Here is a 17,065-nt window from a genome sequence, read left to right as displayed (position 1 = left end):
ATAACAAGATGTTTTTATATTTAAATATAAACATCTTGTTTTATTATTATTTAATAATTCACTTAATCTTTTCACTCATTTTTCTCTTGATAATAATAAATCGCCAACTGTGTACGGTCGCGTAAACTAAGCTTTTCTAGTAATAAACTAATATAATTGCGAACTGTTCCCTCACTTAAAAATAATTCTTTAGCAATCTCTTTGTTATTCTTTCCTTCTGCTATTTTTAATAAAACCTCTTGTTCTCGTTGCGTTAACTTATCAAAAAATACGGGGGACATTTCTTTTTTAGGGTGATTAACTAAATGTATCAGTTTATCTGTGATCTCTGTTCCAAAAACAGATTGACCACTTTGAATTGCTTTAATGGCAGGGATTAAACTTGGAAAATCCTGTTTCACTAAATAGCCTTTCACCCCTAAATTCAATGCTTCATGAATATACTCATCATCTGAAAAGGTTGTTAAAAGTAAAATTTTTGCTGTTGGTTGAGCTTTTAAAATGACTTTAGCAGCCATTATTCCTGTCATCTCACCCATCCGAATATCCATTAATAAAATATCAGGTTCCCACTTCTGATATAATTGGCAAGCTTCCTCACCTGAGTGTCCAACCGCAGCCACTTCAAAATCTTTTTCCATTTCTAAGATTGTTTTTAGCGAAGTGGTTACTAATGGGTCATCATCAATTATGACTAGTTTCATTTTTTTCTCCCCCTTTTGACAACACGATTTGAACAGTAAAACCTGTTTTTTCTGCTTGAACATACAGCTGACCACCGATTGTTTCCACTCTTTGACGCATCGTTATCAACCCAATTCCCGTTAACTCTAGACTATTATCGGTCCCATTATCTTTGATTTTTACTTGATAAAAACCTGGTAATTCAGTAAAAGAAATTGTAATGAGCGTTGCATTACTATGCTTTTTAATATTTGTTAAACTTTCTTTTAGAACCATCAGTAACTCCCTCGTTTCTTTCTCTGATAACCTTTCAAAAGGGACTCCTTTTACCTCGATTGGTAACTGCTCGAAAGTAGTTAATAAGATGCGAACTCCCTCTGTCAAAGTCAATGAATGGTCATAAAGATTGTGTACACTCCAACGTATATTATCCATTCCTTGATTTGTTGTCTTTTTTAATTGAACAAGTAAAGGTTCCAAGGTTGCATCTTGATTAAGTGTTTCAAGTGCCCCTAGCTGAAGCAATGAGCTTGAGAGTAAATGTCCGACCTGGTCATGAATATCTCGAGCAATTCGATTTCGTTCTGCCATTATTTTCAGTTCAATCAAATGTTCTTGATCTAAACGTAAATTATGTTGACTCGTTGCTAATTTTTCTTCTCTTTCCCAACTATCATCAACTAAAGCAATTTTTTCCTTCTTTAAATTATCGTTTTCTTGATGAAGCTGAGTTAAGATCGTTCCAATACCTAAATACAAAACTAAGATGACCTTAGTTATTATTTCAAGAGGGGATACTAAAATGATTACGCCACTTAAGAAAAAAACAACTGACTTAGTAGCTGGCGAACTCACTATCAAAGTCAAGCAAAGATAAAAAGTTGCTGGAATAAAGAAAGTAAACGAGGGGGAATTCAAACTCAATAAACTGTGAAATAGAATAGGTAAATAAGGTTGCTTTATTTTTAATAAAAAAGGAATAAAAAAAAGAATACTTATTAAAAGATAAATAATATTTATTTCAAGAAATTTTAGTTGATTTAATAATAAGCAACCTAAAATTAAAAATAAGAAATACTCAATCAAGAGTAGATGCCGTTTTTTCATAATCAAACTCCCTTTTCATGACAATTGTCATCTCTAGTATTAGCTCTTTATCACTATATCATGAATCAGATATCCCTTATACTAAGGATATAAAAAATTTAAAGGTGGTGCTTCAACCATGATTGAAATGACAAATATCGTCAAACGTTATGATTCTTTACTTGCACTTAATCATTTTGACTTAACTGTTAAGCAAGGTGATATTTTAGGCCTCTTAGGTCCGAATGGCAGTGGAAAATCAACCGCTATTTTTTGTATGCTTGCTTTACTTAAATATGATCGTGGCATGATTAAACTATTTGGCGAAGAAATGACGAGCCATAGCTATGCACTAAAACAAAAAATAGGGCTTGTTCCTCAAGAGTTAGCCTATTTTGATGAGTTAACGGTCCAACAAAACATCAATTATTTTTGTGGCCTGTATGTTACCAATCGAAAAAAAAGAACAGACTTAGTTAATAAAGCCATTGAATTAGTTAGTTTAAAAGACTTTCAAAATTTTTACCCTAAACAACTTAGCGGAGGCTTAAAACGTCGACTGAATATTGCCTGTGGGATTGCTCACCAACCAGAATTAATTATCCTTGATGAACCCACTGTCGCTGTTGATCCTCAGAGTCGGAATAAAATTTTAGAAAGCATCAAATGGCTCAATCAAGAAGGAGCAACTATTCTTTATACAAGCCATTATATGGAGGAAGTCGAAGCACTATGCAATAAAATTGTCATAATGGATAAAGGACAAGTGATTGCTCAAGGTAACAAAGAAGAACTTAAAAATATGATCCGAACAAATGAAAAAATTATTCTCGAAGTCCCTTTTATTCAACAAGAAGACTTAAAACTTTTAACTGAATTATCAGGAATCGTTGCCGTTCATTATGAAGAACATCTACTCAGTATCCAAATGACCCAACTTAGTCAGCATTTATTGGAGTTACTAAATTTCTTGAAACTTAAAAATATCGCTTTCGGTAATCTACACACCCAAGAAATCACATTAAATGATGTTTTCTTAGAAATCACTGGCAAAGAGCTTAGAGATAAATAAAAAGGGGGACTTAACCATGTTTTTTCATATTTTTACTTATCGTATCCGTATTATTCTAAAAAATAAAAGTATTCTCTTTTGGACCTTGATTTTCCCTCTTGTCATGAGTGGTCTCTTTTTTATCGCTTTTAATAAATTAGAAGAAACACAAAATTTAGAGGCCATTTCTGTAGGAATTATTGAAAATAATTCACCCAACGAGAGCATCTCAGCTTTTAGCCAAACTTTAAAGGAAACAACTTATCAAAAGAAAAAGCTATTCAAAGTTAACTTCTTTAAATCAAAAAAACAAGCGCAAACCGCTTTAATGAATAATAAGATTACTGGTTATTTTACCACAAATAAAAACACAGAGTCACTCCAACTCACGATCAATGAAAAAGGAACGTCACAAAATATTTTAACGGACTTCTTCAATCAATTTGAGCAAGGACAACAACTCCTTCAAAAAATGGCCCCTGAGGATTTTCAAGCAACTATCCAATCATGGACAAATCAACCTTCTTTACTTGCCACTAGAAATCAAGGCAAAGAAGTTAAAATGGTCACTTTTTACTTTTTCACTTTAATTGGAATGACGATTATGTATTCTTATATGTTTGGTTTACTTAACGCACATGATCAACAAGCTAATCAGTCTGAAAAAGGAATACGTTTATCACTAACTCCTAGAAATAAATTGCTTATCTCAAGTGCTAATCTTTTAGCCGCTTTTACCATTTTTTATGGTGAACTTTTAATATTATTAGGTATTTTCCATTTTATTTATCAAATAGATTTTGGCAATCGTTGGGGAGAAATCCTCCTTTTAAGTGCCTTAGGTTCTTTGAGTGCCATCTCTTTCGGTCAACTTATCGGTAACTTACTTTCAAAATGGTCATTCAATCAAAAAGTTGGTTTAGGAATTGGCCTATCTATGTTAATGAGTATGACCGCTGGAATGATGGGTACTGAACAACTAAAATATTGGATTGATACTCACCTTCCTCTCATTGGTAAACTTAATTTAGTTAATTTAATGAGTGATAGCTTACTCCAGTTATTAAGGCAGACCAATCCAATCTTTTTCTATCAGAATTTGATTTATCTTTTGGGTTGGTTAATAATCACTATCCTACTTAACTTTTTTATTGAAAGGAGAGTCCAGTATGATCATCTTTAAAACAATTTTACAAATTTTAAAACGCAATAAAAAAAATTTGATCATTAGTATTGGAATAACTTTACTTCTAGTTTTTTTCATCTCTAGCCAATTAAAAACTAACTATTTGGATCAAAGCACACTTAAAATCGCAGTCGTTACTCAAGAGGATAACGCATTAACAGACTCTTTTAAAGACTATATTAAAAAAAATCAAAGTCTCGTTAACTTACCTAATATTTCAAATAAAACCATTACAGATGCTTTACAATTTGGTGAAGTCGACTATGTTGTATGGTTACCTCATACAATGATGAATGAACTAAAAGAACCACAAAAAAACCAACTAAAAACACAGACTAAAGAAGGCAGTTATAAAGCTAGTTGGGGCGATCGAGTAGTTGACCATTATTTTAATACCTATCAATTACTCCAAAAAAACAATCCTGAAAAAGAAACGAATGATTTAATCACAATGACTACTCAAGTTGTTAATAAAACAGGTAACGTTGTTTTAGACCCAACCTATCAAAAAAAACAAGATAATATGTTGCGTTCTATTACATTTAACGTGATTGCTTATGGTTTATTTTTGATCATTTTTGCTAGTTTTACTACGATTAATTTAACCTTTAGTCACGACAATCTTAAAATACGTAATAACTTAGCACCCTTATCAAAAAGAGTTTTCAATCGCAAAGTCCAATTATCTATTTTAGCTTATATAGGTGCGTTAACCTTCTTATTTATTGTTTTTCTACTTATCTTTACGAAGGCGGAAGTCAACCTAATGACTTTTCTACTAATCATCAATGCTCTTTTCTTTACGACAACTATGATTAGTCTTGCTTCTTTAGTAACTACGAATTTAAAAAATGCGGAAGCAATTAATGGAGCAAGTAATTTAATTGTTATTGGTAGTTGTTTTATCGGTGGGGTCTTTGTCCCTAGTCAAATTTTACCCGATTTTATCAACAAGTTAGCCAGCTTTACACCAACTTATTGGTTTACTCAAAACAACTTACTTCTAGGTCAAACTCTTAAATACACGAAGCAAACTCTCCATCAGTTCTTTTTCCACTGTTTCATCTTGCTTGCTTTTACTTGTGCTTTTATAGTCATTCAATATCTTTTAAAAATGGAAGACAAGCAGAAAAAAACAAAATAAAAAAATAGCATTAAATCAAGTCCTAAAAACCTTTGATTTAATGCTATTTTTAATCATTTATTTTAAAGCCTCTAGCTTTGTCCATACAGACAAAGCATCACGCATGCCTTTCACTTGATGAACTCTAACAATTTCGACCCCTTCATTTAAAACATATAAAGATGCAGCAACAGAACCAAAATCACGTTCTTTAGGATTGATTTCATCTGTCAATTGAGCAATCGTTCTTTTTCTAGAAACACCATATAATAGTGGATAATCTTCAAAACGAAATTTATTCGGCTGAGCAATCATTAGTTTGTTTTCTTCTATGGATTTATGAAACCCAACCCCTGGGTCAAAACAAATTTTTTCAGGCGCTATTCCTAACTTTTGACAAAGTGCTATCTTTTCAGCATAAAATTTTTGCATATCTGTCACGACATCAACCGTTTCATCTCGATAACGTGAGTGCATTAATACGACTGGAACCTGATAATGAGCAACTACCTCACCCATACCAGGCATGTCTAATCCTTTAATATCATTAATAATCGTTGCTCCAGCCTCGATGACCGCTTCAGCTACTTCTGGAAAGTAAGTATCCACTGAAATAGGTAAATCGGTCATTTGACGTAAGCCTTTAACAATGGGTAGCACACGTGCTAATTCTTCTTCTTTGGGAATTTCAATGTAACCAGGGCGGGTTGATTGACCACCAATGTCGATAATATCAACGCCTGCCTCCATAATTTCTTTAGCATGCTCCATAGCCTTATCTACTCGGCTATAGTCACCACCATCAGAAAATGAATCGGGGGTTACATTTAAAATACCCATAATTTGATTTTTATGAAACATGTCTCGATATCCTCCCTAACAACTCTTTAAATGCTTGAATTCGTGGGCTGAATTCAGCTCTTTGTTTTTCACTTAATTCAGCTAATGTTATTTGGTACCCTTCTGGAATTAAAAGTGTATCAAAACCATAGCCTTCACTTCCTCGTTCTTCTCTTGCAATCGTTCCGTTGAGCTCTCTCTCCACCAAGATTAATTCTTGATGTGGAACATAGTAAGCAAGAGTTGCCTTTAAAACAAAACGACGGTCACTTTCATTTTCTAAAAGGGCTAATATTTTTTGATTCATCGCAGAATCACTAGCTCCTTTTTCAAAAAAGCGTGACGTATGTACCCCTAAGATATTAGGCTTTGCTAGTAGCTCTAAGCCACCATCATCTCCAATAACAGGGACCTTCAGTTTAGATCCAATCGTTTCGGCTTTTAGTTTTGCATTAGCTGCATAAGTAGCTCCCGTCTCTTCAACCTTTATCTTTTCTGAAGACAGAGTTTGATAAGACTGAATGGTTAGCTCTTTTGCATACGTCTGAATTTCTTTAATTTTTTTTTCATTATGACTCGCTATGTAAATCGTCATCTTAGTCGAGAGCTCTTAGGAAGTCTTCTTTAATTTCTCTGTTTTCTTTAAAAACACCTTCATAATGGAATGTTTTCGTAAAGCTACCGCGGGCTTTCGCTCCACGCATTGACATACACATGTGCTCTGCTTCAATTGAAACCGCAACACCCTTTGTTTGAACCTTTTCATTTAAAAGATTGGCAATTTGAATCGTTAAATCTTCTTGGACATTTGGGCGTTTCGCACAAAAATCAACCATTCGCGCCACTTTACTTAAACCCAATACTTTGTTATCACTTGGAATATAAGCCACATGTGCTTTTCCATAAAATGGCAGTAAGTGATGCTCGCACATTGAATAAAACTCAATATCTTTCACTAACACCATATCATCTTCATTCATACTAGGAAATACTTTATAATTAGTAAATTCTTTTTCACGAACTGAGGAAAAAACTTCAGCGTACATTTTCGCAACACGTTTTGGTGTTTCTTTCAAACCATCACGATTAACATCTTCCCCTATTGCTTCTAAAATAACCTTTACCGCATCCTCAATTGCTTTGTGCTGCTCTTCATTCATCTTATTTTACCAACTTTCTTTTGTATTTCTGACTTCATTTGCATTGCCAGTTTTTTCTATCCAACGCTTAATTGGTTGACCTAGTAAATTATCTTTTTTAAAAACATCCGCTAACGGAATTAAAACAAAGGAACGTTTTGTTAATTCTTTATGAGGGATCGTTAACACTGCTTCATTCATTTCAATCTCATCCATATATAATATATCAATGTCAATCGTTCGAGGTCCCCAATGAATCAAACGTTCTCGATTTAATGAGGCTTCAACCTCATGAATTTTTTCCAATAAGATTAAAGGTTCTAGTGTCGTCTCAATTGCAATTGCACTATTTAAAAAATTATCTTGAGGAACATCACCATAAGGGTCTGTTTCATAAATTTTAGCTTTCTCTAAAACTCTAATTCCTGAAACGTCATCTAATCGACGAACGGCTTCTCTTAAGTAATTCATTCGGTCACCCAAATTACTACCTAATGCTAAGTAAGCTCTCATCTTAATAATCGCGCTCCATCTCAACTTCGACATTATCAAAGAAACCTGGAATTGGAACATGATATTTACGAACACGTACCAGTGCATGCGTCAATAATTCACCATATTTTTCACCTAACAAATCAAGAACATGATAAGTCACAGCCTCAATCAAATCAAATGAATTTTGTTCTAAATACGCTTTAACATCGGTATAAACATCTGCATAACTTATTGTTTTATGTAAATTATCAGTTTTACCTGCTTCTTCCATCGGTAATGTCAATTCGATATCAAGTTCTAGCTTTTGGCCTAGGACTTTTTCTTCTCCCATAACACCATTATACGTATAAACTAACATGTTATTAATTCGAACTTTTCCCATATCAATTCACTCCTTAAAATTTTTTTAGATACGTTCAATTATAGCATAGCTTTGTCTTTTATATGCGCTTTCTTTGTTGTTTAACACGACTCATTTATTTTTTTTAGTCCTTCTTTTTTTAATCAAAAAATCCTCCTTAGTTTCTAATTTAGCATTTATCTTTTCCTTAATTTGTGTTAATCTGATTTTGATTTGAAGGAGGTTACCGCTTTAAAATCGGCCTCACTCTTTCAGAAATAAAAAATTGTTATTACTTAAGGAGGAAAAAAATGCTTTTAATGATTGATCATCATGACTCGTTTACATACAATCTCTATCAGTATTTTCTAGAACTTAATGAAAAGGTTTCCATTATTAATTATGACGACCTTCATACTATTCAATCGTTTGATGCTTATTCAGCTGTTATTTTATCTCCGGGACCGGGACAACCTTCTGATTACCCTGATAGCTTGGATTTTTTAAAAAATCATCAAGCAGACTTACCAATTTTAGGCGTTTGCCTTGGTCACCAAATGTTAGCTGAATTTTTTGGTGGAAAAGTTAGCCACTCATCTGAAGTCAAACACGGGAAGCAAAGTCCACTTGTTCATCAATCAACCACTCTTTTTAAAGATTTACCCAAAGAATTTAAAATTGGACGCTATCACTCTCTAATGGTTACGAATATTAAAACACCTTTAAAAGAAGTTGCTTGGACAAAAGATGGGATTATCATGGCTTTAGAACACGAAACACTTCCTATTATGAGTGTGCAATTCCACCCTGAATCTGTCTTAACAGAACACGGGCATCACATCTTAAAAAACTTTTTAGATTCTAGGAGGGTATCATGTTAACCACAGCAAGACTTGATTTTGAAAACCAAACCTATTACTTTACAGACCCAATTGATGTTTTAATTGCTAATACTTCAGAAGAGGTAGCACCGGTCTTTGAAAAAATCGATGCGTATCAAAAGAAAGGTTATTACATCGCTGGTTTTGTCAGTTACGAAGCGGCTAACACCTTTAATCCACAACTCAAAACACATGAACCAATGAAAGATTTTCCACTTGCCCTCTTTGGCGTATTCGCTGAAAATAAAATAGCTCCAATAATTAATGATGAATTAGCAATCAGTCCCTTTTATTTTGAAAAAGATACAGACTTCTCTCTCTATCAAAATAAAATTGCTAAAATACACGCCGAAATCGAAGAAGGCAATACTTACCAAACCAACTATACCATTCGATTAAATAGTCAAATTTTAACTGATTTTGATGGTCTAAAAGCTTACCATGCCTTATTAAAGCATAGCTCCGTCAAATATGCGTCATATTTTGACTTTTCTCGTTACCAAATCCTATCTGCATCACCTGAATTATTCTTCAAAATGACCAATAATGAAGTTGAGACTCGTCCAATGAAAGGTACAATCGAGCGTAGTAGTGACGAAAAAACTGATCAAAAGAATAAAGAATTTCTTTTTAATGATGAAAAAAATCGTTCAGAAAACATCATGATTGTTGATTTGCTTAGAAATGATTTAGGTCAACTCGCTGAAGCTGGCAGCGTTAAAGTAACCAAACTTTGTACAGTTGAACCTTATCCAACCGTATGGCAAATGACGTCGACAATTACTGCTCAAATTAGCCCAGACGAAACAATCTATGAATTATTTAAAGCGTTGTTCCCTTGTGGTTCGATTACAGGCGCCCCGAAGAAGAGTACCATGGAATTAATCACTGAATTAGAAGATAGCCCTCGTGGCGTCTATTGTGGAGCGATTGGGGTGATTAAGCCCGATGGTGATATGATTTTTAGTGTCCCTATTCGAACCATCCAAGTCGATAAGAAAATTAAAAAGGCTCGTTATGGTGTCGGTGGAGGAATTACCTGGGATTCGATTGCTGAGGATGAATTTTATGAAGTCGATGCCAAATCACAAGTTCTAAACACCAGCTTCCCCCGCGTTGGTTTGATTGAGTCGCTACGTCTTGAAGAGGGACAATTACTCAGAAAAGACCGCCATTTAAGACGTTTAGAAGAAAGTACGACGGCTTTAGAAATTCCATTCAATCGGGAGGAGACTGAGTCTTTATGGCAACAAGCAATAACAGACTATCAAGAAGGCTGCTATAAATTTCGTTTTGAAATCAACCATCGAGGGGTAGGACAAATCGAAATTACGGCTATCGAGAAAGAAAGTCATGAATTATCAGCTAGTTTAGCCCAACATCCGATGGATACTACTGTCTTGCTAAATCATAAAACAAATTATCGACATCTTTATACAAAACACCAACAACCCACATAAGAAACGATACTTTGGAATACTGAAAATGAACTGACCGAGTTCATTAATGGCAATCTTGTTATAAAAAAAGAAGGAATCTTCTATACCCCACCTCGTAATTGTGGGCTGTTACCTGGGATTATGCGTGAAACGCTCTTAGCTGAAGGATTATTGACAGAAAGCATTCTAACGACTGCAGATTTACTCGAAGCGGATGACATTTTCTTAATCAATAGCGTTCGAGAATGGGTCCCAGTTCATTTCACATTATGATACAATAAAAAAGCTGAGACTAAATATTTCTCAGCTTTTTTCTATTACAGATAAGGAGGGAAATGATTTGTATATCCGAACTTTTTTTAATGAAACTAAATTCGATATTCGCTCTTGCGGTATTTTAAAAAAAGAAGATAAAGTTCTCATCTCAAATGAGGAAGATGGCTCACAAACTTTACCTGGTGGAGCTATAAAAATTGGTGAAACAACAGAACAAGCTGTTGTAAGAGAAGTTTTAGAAGAAACCAATCTGCACGTTAAAGTCGAGCGACTCGTAGCAATTGTTGAAAACTTTTTTATCTTAGATGAGGTTCCTTACCAACAGCTTATTTTCGTTTATGAACTTTCACTCGTCACTACTTCTATTCAAGATATTTGCTGTAAAGAAGAAACCGTTTCGTCCGAATGGCTTAAAAAAAATGAAATAAGAGCACTCAAGCCACTCATTTTAGAACAACTTATTTATCAACCAAAACAAGAAATTCAACATCTGATTAATAAGGAGAGAGAAAAACATGTATCAATCAACCACGAAAAGCTTTCATTGTAATCACTGTCAAAAAAAAATCAAGACAGATGAAGAATGTTGGATTAAACAACCTTTTCCACCGAAAGTAACTGCCTTCCAAGATAAACCCATTAAAACTTTAGAATATAAAAATGCACCGATTCTTTGCTTAGAATGTGCCACTACTATTTTTTCCGAAAAAATAAATTAAAAAAGAGTTGAGAATAATATTCTCAACTCTTTTTAGTTTATCCTAATTTTTCTTTGATGTACGCTGCTAAGTCCACGCTGTTTTCTTTTGCTTTTTCTAAGTCAAAAGCTTCCCCCAACATTTCACTATTCAAATAAGCGATAATCATCGGCATACTCATTCCTGCATATGCTTCAATCGGTTCCCCAGACATGATTTTATTCGTTAGAACATTAGCCGGCGTTCCCCCTAAAAGGTCCGCAAAAACCACATAGTCACCGTCGGTTCCTGATACAACCGCATCAAATTTCGCTGCAAAATCACTGCCTTCTTCATCTGGCAATAACGAAACTGTTTTCAATTGTTCTTGTGGTCCTAAAATCATTTCCACACTTTCTTTCAAGCCTTCACAAAATGAGCCATGACTGACTAAAATCATTGTTTTCATGTCTTTTCCCTACCTTTGTGTTTTAAATTTATTTGCTAATCACACCTAATGCTGATAATGCTACTGATACAATTAAAACGATAAAGATCACTTTTGTTGAAGTCATTCTCTTACGTCCTAATAAACTATAAACCATTCCGACAATCGCTAGTGGAACCAAACGAGGTAAGATCATATCTAAACTGTTTTGGATATCAATCGATAATTCTCCGATTTTTGGAGCCCATGAGATATGAACATTGATCATTGTTGCGATTAAAGCGCCAACCATGAAAACCCCTAAAACAGTAGCTGCATCTGTGATTGCAGTCAACTTACTTTGCATCGTTGTTACTAGTGAAACCCCTTCTTTATAAGCAAATTCTAATTGACGCCATCTGAAGTACATTACTAAAACGTTCGCTAGCACCCAAATTAACATCCCGACGGGATTACCGTTCACTGCCATGTTGGCTGCGACTGCTCCAAAAATTGTTGGCCATAATGCGCCAAAGATTGAGTCCCCAATAGCTGCGAAAGGTCCCATTAAACCTGTTTTTAAACCGGCAACGGTTTCTTTCGCGTCCACTCCTTCTTCTTCTTCAATTGCTAAGTCAATCCCTGTCACCAAAGTATTCAAGAAGTTACTTGTGTTGAAGAATTGCGTATGTGTTTTCATCATTGCTTTTAACTCAGGCGTATCATCGCCATAAATTTTACGTAATTGTGGCAAAATTGTATAAAGATAACCTGATCCTTGCATTCTTTCATAGTTCCAACCCAACTGAAAACCCATTAAACTTCTACGGTTAATTTGGTTAAAATCTTTTTTAGTTAACTTATATTTAGAGTTCGTCATCTTCGATTTCCCCTTCCATTGAATCAGAGATAGTCAATCCATTTGATGTTGCGACCGGTGTTTCAATTGCACGTTTGTACTGGAGATAGGCTAAAGCAAAACCAATCAATGCGATACCTAACATTGGTAAACCATTTAAGATTTGTGTGAAATCTTTTGATAATGTACCCACTACCCCACCAACAGCTTGAATGTTTCCAAAGACAGTTGTTAAGAGAGCCGTAATTACAAAGCCTAAGATTAAGTAAGCAATGTGTTTTTTAACTGGTAAGTAACGAAGTAAAATCGCAAAACCGACAGCTGGTAAGATAGCTCCTGCAGTTGATAGACCATCACCTAACCATTTCAAATCTGTATTTAAATAATGTACAACTGTATTGACAGCTTCGCCACCAAATGCGATGGCTAAGAAAACAGGAAGGGCACGAGATAAACTCCAAGATAGTGCACCCATTAAATAATTGCGTTCAATTTTTTTGTAATCCATATTTTCAACTTGTTTATCAATTTGGTGAGCGAAATAAGTATTCGCAAAACGACCTAAAATATCCATTTGGATCATTAAACTTGCGACAGGTACTGCAATCGCTGCGATAGCTTGTTCTGGGTTCATCCCTAAACCAACCGAGAAGACCGTTGCTAAAATCGTTCCTGAGTTGGCATCAATTCTTGACGCTCCCCCAAATGCCCCAACACCAAGGATGGTTAACTGCATACTTCCTCCGATGATTAGACCGGCGGTCATATCCCCCATGACAATTCCGGTAAACAAACCAGCAAAAACAGGCGAGCCTGCACCAGAGTAAATCGTCAATTCATCTAAAATTTGATACCCTGCGTATAATGTGATTAATAAAATTTGCCACCATACTATTTCCATTTGTTACACTCCCTTAGATTATTTTATTTTTTTAATAATTCCATAAAACTACTTTCATTGTCTGATGGAACCATTTGATGAATTAATTTAACACCTTTGGCATGAAGCAATTCAAAATCTTGAACGTCTTGATCTAAAACATTGACTGATTTAGTAATTGTTTTTGAACCATCCACACGTGACATGTTTCCGACATTAACCACCTCTAACGGCATACCAAGTTCGACTAATTTAACCAAATAGCTTGGTCTTTTCACAACAATGAGCACTTTTTGCGAATCATAGCGTCCTGCTAAAAGATTAGTTGCGGCTTTTTCAGGTGTTAACACACTAAGTTTAATACCGGATGGTGTTGCTAGTTTTAAACTGTTTTTTTCGATATCACTAGTCACGACATCACTGTCAACAACCATGACTCTTGTAATTCCTAATTTAGGAACCCATAAATTTGCGACTTGACCGTGGATTAAACGACCATCAATTCTTACCCCTGTAATCATTAATAATTCCTCCTTTATTTTTAACCCAATAATTCAATAATTATTGTTTCAAATGAATTTAATGGAACTGCTACTTCAAAATACTCTCCAGCGTTATTTAACGTGACTTTTTGATTGCCATAACGTGTCATTAAATGAGCTTCAATTGTTGCTTCGTTTTTATAATCATGTAAATGAATACGAATTGTATCGTAATCATCTAATGTAAAGTTAGTTAAATATAGACGTTTCGCTTCTCTGATTAATTGACTGACTGGCATTTCAACTAAGTAATCAACCTTTGTTTCTTTTAAATAGCGTTTAAAAATCGTTTCTTTATAACTAACATATTGCGCATCCCAGCCATATTTTAAATGATAACTAATCGGCAAGACGAAATGTTTTTGAGCAATTACTGCCATGCCATTGCCGACCCATTGATTAGTTTCATTATAGAGAGAGGTTAGTACTTCTACTTGGTCATCTTGATATGTGACGTTTGCTAAATCACCCGTCTGTTGCATCACTGTCATTCGGGCATGTTCGACACCTTCAATCTTTTCAGGACCGTTCCATTCCTCATAAGTATGATAGCCTGTGTGAGGTGCTAACCATTCCATCTCAGTTGCATGGATTAAGTAAGCTAACTCTCTTTCAAATAAAACACTAACGCTTGTTCCATCTAGTAAGACTTGATTATTTTCAAATAAAGTTTTGATTTCTAAGTTAGAAAGATTACGTAAAACTTGATCACTCACAGCCACTACTTGATTGGTTAAGGTTCCTACATCTGTTGTCGTTACTAAGGCACTACTAATACCAAATGTCGAAAGTAAGGATAACCACTCGTATTCTCGAGGCAACATTTCTTCTAATTGACCTGTTTGACTATGACGTGTGTAAACCGTATCTTGACTAAAAAGAACTTTAACCCCAGATAAATTTGTTAAATCAATAGGATTTGCCACAGAGTAATCAAGTAATGGTTTACTCTCAGCCAAGACTTGCTGGTGTTTATAGCCAAAAACAACACCATTTCCCATCATGTCATAAAAATTGAAAAGAATTCCCTTCGCTCCAATTAATAAAACAGTTTCCAACTGAAGCTGTGTAAATTTATTCGATTTAGCATAAGGAGAATACATATAATTTTCAAGCTCAGGCATCATTTGTGCTTTTTTCCCCATCATTTGTGCAATAGGACGAACATTTCGATTAAACTCACGAATATATTTTAAACCTGGTATTTCATTGTAGCTTGGCAAATGCGGTCTTGATGTTGGTAGCTGATCTATTGACAATTTTTCAAAAAGGCCTTGCCAATCACGCGCTTCTAGAGCATGCCACTCTGGTTGTGAAGTCATCAATCCTAACGTTGTTGTTGGTGATTTTTCATGAACTGATTTTGCAATAGCTTCTCCAATAACTTTCATCTCTGCTCTTGCTTGATTAAGAAACACTTTTCTTTCTACTGTCGGCTCACCTGGTTGAAAGACTTTTTCAACAAAAGTTTCACGAGTATGACTCGTTCCTAATTCTTGATTATATAACTCAAGATGGGCTTCACAAAAACAACCAAAAACTAAAGGTTTATGATTAAAATGACGGAAATCATCATCCATCCATAAATATTCAGGATTCTTTTTAGCGTATTCTCCATAAATATCAGCAATATACGTTATAAAGTTTAAATCTGCAGGACAAGCGACCGCAGTTGCTGCTCGACCTTGATAATCAACCATCGTTTTAAAATTAAAGTCATCCGTTAAGACGCGCCCACGGTCGCTATGTAGGATACTCGTCCAAGGGTTCATTGAAACGCTAACTCCTAGTGGTGTTAGTTCTTTCTTAAATTTATCTGTTATGTCAAGCCAAGGAACTAATTGTTCTTTGGTTATATGACCAACATTTAATTCCTCACTATTAATGATAATATTAATATCAGCAACTTTAGCTTCTTTAATGAATCTTTTTAAATCTGACATTTTTTGCTGATCCCAACTTTTAGGGTCGACCCCTAAACGTAGAGAATAGAAAAAGGTATCATTTGACATTATTATTCCTCCTTTATTCCGTAAGCATTTCTTTACATTGAAATCTCTCTATATGTAAAGGATAATACAGCGCTTACAATTCCGACATGGATTATTACTAACTAACATGGATTATCTTATACTATTTCCTAAAATACATAGTGAATGAATTCACTATACTTTGTTTCTTTATTTAAAATATGACTCCCCAAATAATCAAAATGGTCTACATCAGGAACTTTCTGAAATTCCAGAGCAATAGCAATATGTTTACCGAAATCATCGTCACTAAAATGATTACCTGTATAGCATACCACACTTGGGTAACTTGTCGTTATTTTTAGCTTCCGATTACTTTGAGTATGACTCAGTATAACACTAGGTTTTACTCCCTTTTTAAGAAGAAAAGCATGATTTAGTCCATCTTCTTGATAAATTTCTAAATGTGAAGATTTCAAAATATTTCCTAATAACTCCGCTTGTTCTAGAAGCTTTATTTTTTTCAAAACTTCACCCGTTGGTAAATGATCTGCCTCTAAAGGAAGATAAAAATCACTAGCCAAAAATAGCTCATGTGAAGCAATCGTTGGTTCTTTTCCTCCACTCAGATTAAAATAAGCATGATTCGTCGGGTTTAATAACGTTTTTTGATCTGTTACCCCTTCAAAGATAATTTTAAGTTCCTTTGTTTCATAGATCACATAATGAATTGTCATTTTTAAATTACCTGGATATCCTCCGACCCCAGAGGCAAAGAAATGTGTAAAAGAAACGGTCACACTCTCTTTCTTTCGAGAAATAGTTGCTTCCCAATAAACATTATCAAAACCGATATCTCCACCATGAAGATGATTAACTCCTTCATTTTGGTCTAATTGAACGGTTCCCCATTCCCCTTTTTTTATTCGGCCTGCCACACGTCCCACACTTGCCCCTAAAAAACTACGTTCTTTAAGATAATCTTGATTATTAGCATGTGCTAAGATAATATTTTCAAATACACCAGCTTCATTAGGGAGTTCAATTGCACGTAATGTGGCCCCATAATTTAATAATCGAACTTTGAATTTTTCGTTTTGTATTGTATATTCAATTAATTTTTCTCCGGATGTTATTTCCTCATCCTTGGTACTAACTGTTAACACTGAC

Annotated in this window: 21 protein-coding genes; 8 read left to right on the top strand and 13 right to left on the bottom strand. The window is 34.6% G+C overall.

The window, feature by feature from the left end:
• Positions 1-71 precede the first annotated feature (71 nt).
• Both ACTJFD_RS05165 and ACTJFD_RS05160 read right to left on the bottom strand, forming a co-directional pair.
• Positions 72-704, bottom strand: a complete 633-nt coding sequence (locus tag ACTJFD_RS05165; protein ID WP_442260064.1) for a response regulator transcription factor — start codon at positions 702-704, stop codon at positions 72-74.
• Positions 685-1,791 (bottom strand): sensor histidine kinase, encoded by a 1,107-nt coding sequence (locus ACTJFD_RS05160; protein ID WP_442260062.1) that lies wholly within the window; start codon positions 1,789-1,791, stop codon positions 685-687. The genes ACTJFD_RS05165 and ACTJFD_RS05160 overlap by 20 nt, the downstream gene beginning before the upstream one ends.
• Positions 1,792-1,909: 118 nt before the next feature.
• On the opposite strand from ACTJFD_RS05160, the gene ACTJFD_RS05155 reads away from it, so the two are divergent.
• The 3 genes from ACTJFD_RS05155 to ACTJFD_RS05145 are packed head-to-tail and all read left to right on the top strand — an operon-like array spanning position 1,910 to position 5,151.
• Complete coding sequence (locus ACTJFD_RS05155) at positions 1,910-2,842, top strand: ABC transporter ATP-binding protein (RefSeq protein ID WP_442260061.1); 933 nt, start codon at positions 1,910-1,912, stop codon at positions 2,840-2,842.
• A gap of 16 nt (positions 2,843-2,858) precedes the next feature.
• Entirely contained in the window at positions 2,859-4,004 is a 1,146-nt protein-coding gene (locus ACTJFD_RS05150) for an ABC transporter permease (protein ID WP_442260059.1), read from the top strand.
• Complete coding sequence (locus ACTJFD_RS05145; RefSeq protein WP_442260057.1) at positions 3,991-5,151, top strand: ABC transporter permease; 1,161 nt, start codon at positions 3,991-3,993, stop codon at positions 5,149-5,151. Before ACTJFD_RS05150 ends, ACTJFD_RS05145 begins: the two co-directional genes overlap by 14 nt.
• A 57-nt stretch (positions 5,152-5,208) precedes the next feature.
• Here ACTJFD_RS05145 and folP read toward each other — a convergent pair whose 3' ends face one another.
• Genes folP through folB form a run of 5 tightly spaced genes read right to left on the bottom strand, consistent with a single transcriptional unit; the run spans position 5,209 to position 7,986 of the window.
• A complete protein-coding gene (gene folP / locus ACTJFD_RS05140) occupies positions 5,209-5,991 on the bottom strand; it encodes a dihydropteroate synthase (RefSeq protein WP_442260056.1) in 783 nt (260 codons plus the stop codon).
• On the bottom strand, positions 5,981-6,565 hold the full coding sequence (locus ACTJFD_RS05135; protein ID WP_442260054.1) for a non-canonical purine NTP pyrophosphatase: 585 nt from the start codon (positions 6,563-6,565) through the stop codon (positions 5,981-5,983). Before ACTJFD_RS05135 ends, folP begins: the two co-directional genes overlap by 11 nt.
• Before the next feature lies 1 nt (position 6,566).
• Positions 6,567-7,130, bottom strand: a complete 564-nt coding sequence (gene folE, locus ACTJFD_RS05130; protein ID WP_442260053.1) for a GTP cyclohydrolase I FolE — start codon at positions 7,128-7,130, stop codon at positions 6,567-6,569.
• A 6-nt stretch (positions 7,131-7,136) separates the two neighbouring features.
• Positions 7,137-7,655: a 2-amino-4-hydroxy-6-hydroxymethyldihydropteridine diphosphokinase gene (gene folK, locus ACTJFD_RS05125; RefSeq protein WP_442260052.1), complete on the bottom strand. Its 519-nt coding sequence runs from the start codon at positions 7,653-7,655 to the stop codon at positions 7,137-7,139.
• On the bottom strand, positions 7,624-7,986 hold the full coding sequence (gene folB / locus ACTJFD_RS05120; RefSeq protein WP_442260050.1) for a dihydroneopterin aldolase: 363 nt from the start codon (positions 7,984-7,986) through the stop codon (positions 7,624-7,626). The genes folK and folB overlap by 32 nt, the downstream gene beginning before the upstream one ends.
• Before the next feature lie 269 nt (positions 7,987-8,255).
• On the opposite strand from folB, the gene ACTJFD_RS05115 reads away from it, so the two are divergent.
• The 5 genes from ACTJFD_RS05115 (at position 8,256) to ACTJFD_RS05095 (ending at position 11,259) form a co-directional block, all read left to right on the top strand.
• Positions 8,256-8,825, top strand: a complete 570-nt coding sequence (locus ACTJFD_RS05115; RefSeq protein WP_442260049.1) for an anthranilate synthase component II — start codon at positions 8,256-8,258, stop codon at positions 8,823-8,825.
• Positions 8,819-10,285: an aminodeoxychorismate synthase component I gene (pabB, locus tag ACTJFD_RS05110; protein ID WP_442260047.1), complete on the top strand. Its 1,467-nt coding sequence runs from the start codon at positions 8,819-8,821 to the stop codon at positions 10,283-10,285. Before ACTJFD_RS05115 ends, pabB begins: the two co-directional genes overlap by 7 nt.
• A 6-nt stretch (positions 10,286-10,291) precedes the next feature.
• Positions 10,292-10,537 (top strand): aminotransferase class IV, encoded by a 246-nt coding sequence (locus tag ACTJFD_RS05105; RefSeq protein ID WP_442260321.1) that lies wholly within the window; start codon positions 10,292-10,294, stop codon positions 10,535-10,537.
• Between the two features lie 67 nt (positions 10,538-10,604).
• Positions 10,605-11,090, top strand: coding sequence for an NUDIX hydrolase (locus tag ACTJFD_RS05100; RefSeq protein WP_442260045.1), 486 nt, complete (start codon positions 10,605-10,607; stop codon positions 11,088-11,090).
• Positions 11,056-11,259 carry a hypothetical protein gene (locus ACTJFD_RS05095; protein WP_442260043.1) on the top strand — a complete coding sequence of 68 codons (204 nt, stop codon included), beginning with the start codon at positions 11,056-11,058 and terminating at the stop codon, positions 11,257-11,259. Before ACTJFD_RS05100 ends, ACTJFD_RS05095 begins: the two co-directional genes overlap by 35 nt.
• A 37-nt stretch (positions 11,260-11,296) precedes the next feature.
• Here ACTJFD_RS05095 and ACTJFD_RS05090 read toward each other — a convergent pair whose 3' ends face one another.
• The 6 genes from ACTJFD_RS05090 to ACTJFD_RS05065 form a co-directional block, all read right to left on the bottom strand.
• Positions 11,297-11,686 carry a PTS sugar transporter subunit IIA gene (locus ACTJFD_RS05090; protein WP_442260030.1) on the bottom strand — a complete coding sequence of 130 codons (390 nt, stop codon included), beginning with the start codon at positions 11,684-11,686 and terminating at the stop codon, positions 11,297-11,299.
• A gap of 28 nt (positions 11,687-11,714) precedes the next feature.
• On the bottom strand, positions 11,715-12,524 hold the full coding sequence (locus ACTJFD_RS05085) for a PTS system mannose/fructose/sorbose family transporter subunit IID (RefSeq protein ID WP_442260028.1): 810 nt from the start codon (positions 12,522-12,524) through the stop codon (positions 11,715-11,717).
• On the bottom strand, positions 12,511-13,404 hold the full coding sequence (locus ACTJFD_RS05080) for a PTS mannose/fructose/sorbose/N-acetylgalactosamine transporter subunit IIC (protein ID WP_442260027.1): 894 nt from the start codon (positions 13,402-13,404) through the stop codon (positions 12,511-12,513). Before ACTJFD_RS05080 ends, ACTJFD_RS05085 begins: the two co-directional genes overlap by 14 nt.
• Positions 13,405-13,427: 23 nt before the next feature.
• Positions 13,428-13,904, bottom strand: coding sequence for a PTS system mannose/fructose/N-acetylgalactosamine-transporter subunit IIB (locus ACTJFD_RS05075; protein WP_442260025.1), 477 nt, complete (start codon positions 13,902-13,904; stop codon positions 13,428-13,430).
• A gap of 20 nt (positions 13,905-13,924) precedes the next feature.
• On the bottom strand, positions 13,925-15,937 hold the full coding sequence (locus tag ACTJFD_RS05070; RefSeq protein ID WP_442260042.1) for a hypothetical protein: 2,013 nt from the start codon (positions 15,935-15,937) through the stop codon (positions 13,925-13,927).
• A gap of 128 nt (positions 15,938-16,065) precedes the next feature.
• Complete coding sequence (locus tag ACTJFD_RS05065) at positions 16,066-17,061, bottom strand: aldose epimerase family protein (protein ID WP_442260040.1); 996 nt, start codon at positions 17,059-17,061, stop codon at positions 16,066-16,068.
• Positions 17,062-17,065 lie beyond the last annotated feature (4 nt).

This window comes from Vagococcus sp. (assembly GCF_052102835.1).
In the GTDB taxonomy this organism is placed as follows: domain Bacteria; phylum Bacillota; class Bacilli; order Lactobacillales; family Vagococcaceae; genus Vagococcus.
The sequence above is the reverse complement of the archived record's forward strand: the minus strand, read 5'-3'. Positions and strand labels throughout refer to the sequence as shown.

Excerpts from the sequence above, each read along its gene's own strand:
- ACTJFD_RS05165 (WP_442260064.1), bottom strand. The coding sequence starts at position 704 with ATGAAACTAGTCATAATTGATGATGACCCATTAGTAACCACTTCGCTA.
- ACTJFD_RS05160 (WP_442260062.1), bottom strand. The coding sequence starts at position 1,791 with ATGAAAAAACGGCATCTACTCTTGATTGAGTATTTCTTATTTTTAATT.
- ACTJFD_RS05155 (WP_442260061.1), top strand. The coding sequence starts at position 1,910 with ATGATTGAAATGACAAATATCGTCAAACGTTATGATTCTTTACTTGCA.
- ACTJFD_RS05150 (WP_442260059.1), top strand. The coding sequence starts at position 2,859 with ATGTTTTTTCATATTTTTACTTATCGTATCCGTATTATTCTAAAAAAT.
- ACTJFD_RS05145 (WP_442260057.1), top strand. The coding sequence starts at position 3,991 with ATGATCATCTTTAAAACAATTTTACAAATTTTAAAACGCAATAAAAAA.
- folP (WP_442260056.1), bottom strand. The coding sequence starts at position 5,991 with ATGTTTCATAAAAATCAAATTATGGGTATTTTAAATGTAACCCCCGAT.
- ACTJFD_RS05135 (WP_442260054.1), bottom strand. The coding sequence starts at position 6,565 with ATGACGATTTACATAGCGAGTCATAATGAAAAAAAAATTAAAGAAATT.
- folE (WP_442260053.1), bottom strand. The coding sequence starts at position 7,130 with ATGAATGAAGAGCAGCACAAAGCAATTGAGGATGCGGTAAAGGTTATT.
- folK (WP_442260052.1), bottom strand. The coding sequence starts at position 7,655 with ATGTCGAAGTTGAGATGGAGCGCGATTATTAAGATGAGAGCTTACTTA.
- folB (WP_442260050.1), bottom strand. The coding sequence starts at position 7,986 with ATGGGAAAAGTTCGAATTAATAACATGTTAGTTTATACGTATAATGGT.
- ACTJFD_RS05115 (WP_442260049.1), top strand. The coding sequence starts at position 8,256 with ATGCTTTTAATGATTGATCATCATGACTCGTTTACATACAATCTCTAT.
- pabB (WP_442260047.1), top strand. The coding sequence starts at position 8,819 with ATGTTAACCACAGCAAGACTTGATTTTGAAAACCAAACCTATTACTTT.
- ACTJFD_RS05095 (WP_442260043.1), top strand. The coding sequence starts at position 11,056 with ATGTATCAATCAACCACGAAAAGCTTTCATTGTAATCACTGTCAAAAA.
- ACTJFD_RS05090 (WP_442260030.1), bottom strand. The coding sequence starts at position 11,686 with ATGAAAACAATGATTTTAGTCAGTCATGGCTCATTTTGTGAAGGCTTG.
- ACTJFD_RS05085 (WP_442260028.1), bottom strand. The coding sequence starts at position 12,524 with ATGACGAACTCTAAATATAAGTTAACTAAAAAAGATTTTAACCAAATT.
- ACTJFD_RS05080 (WP_442260027.1), bottom strand. The coding sequence starts at position 13,404 with ATGGAAATAGTATGGTGGCAAATTTTATTAATCACATTATACGCAGGG.
- ACTJFD_RS05075 (WP_442260025.1), bottom strand. The coding sequence starts at position 13,904 with ATGATTACAGGGGTAAGAATTGATGGTCGTTTAATCCACGGTCAAGTC.
- ACTJFD_RS05070 (WP_442260042.1), bottom strand. The coding sequence starts at position 15,937 with ATGTCAAATGATACCTTTTTCTATTCTCTACGTTTAGGGGTCGACCCT.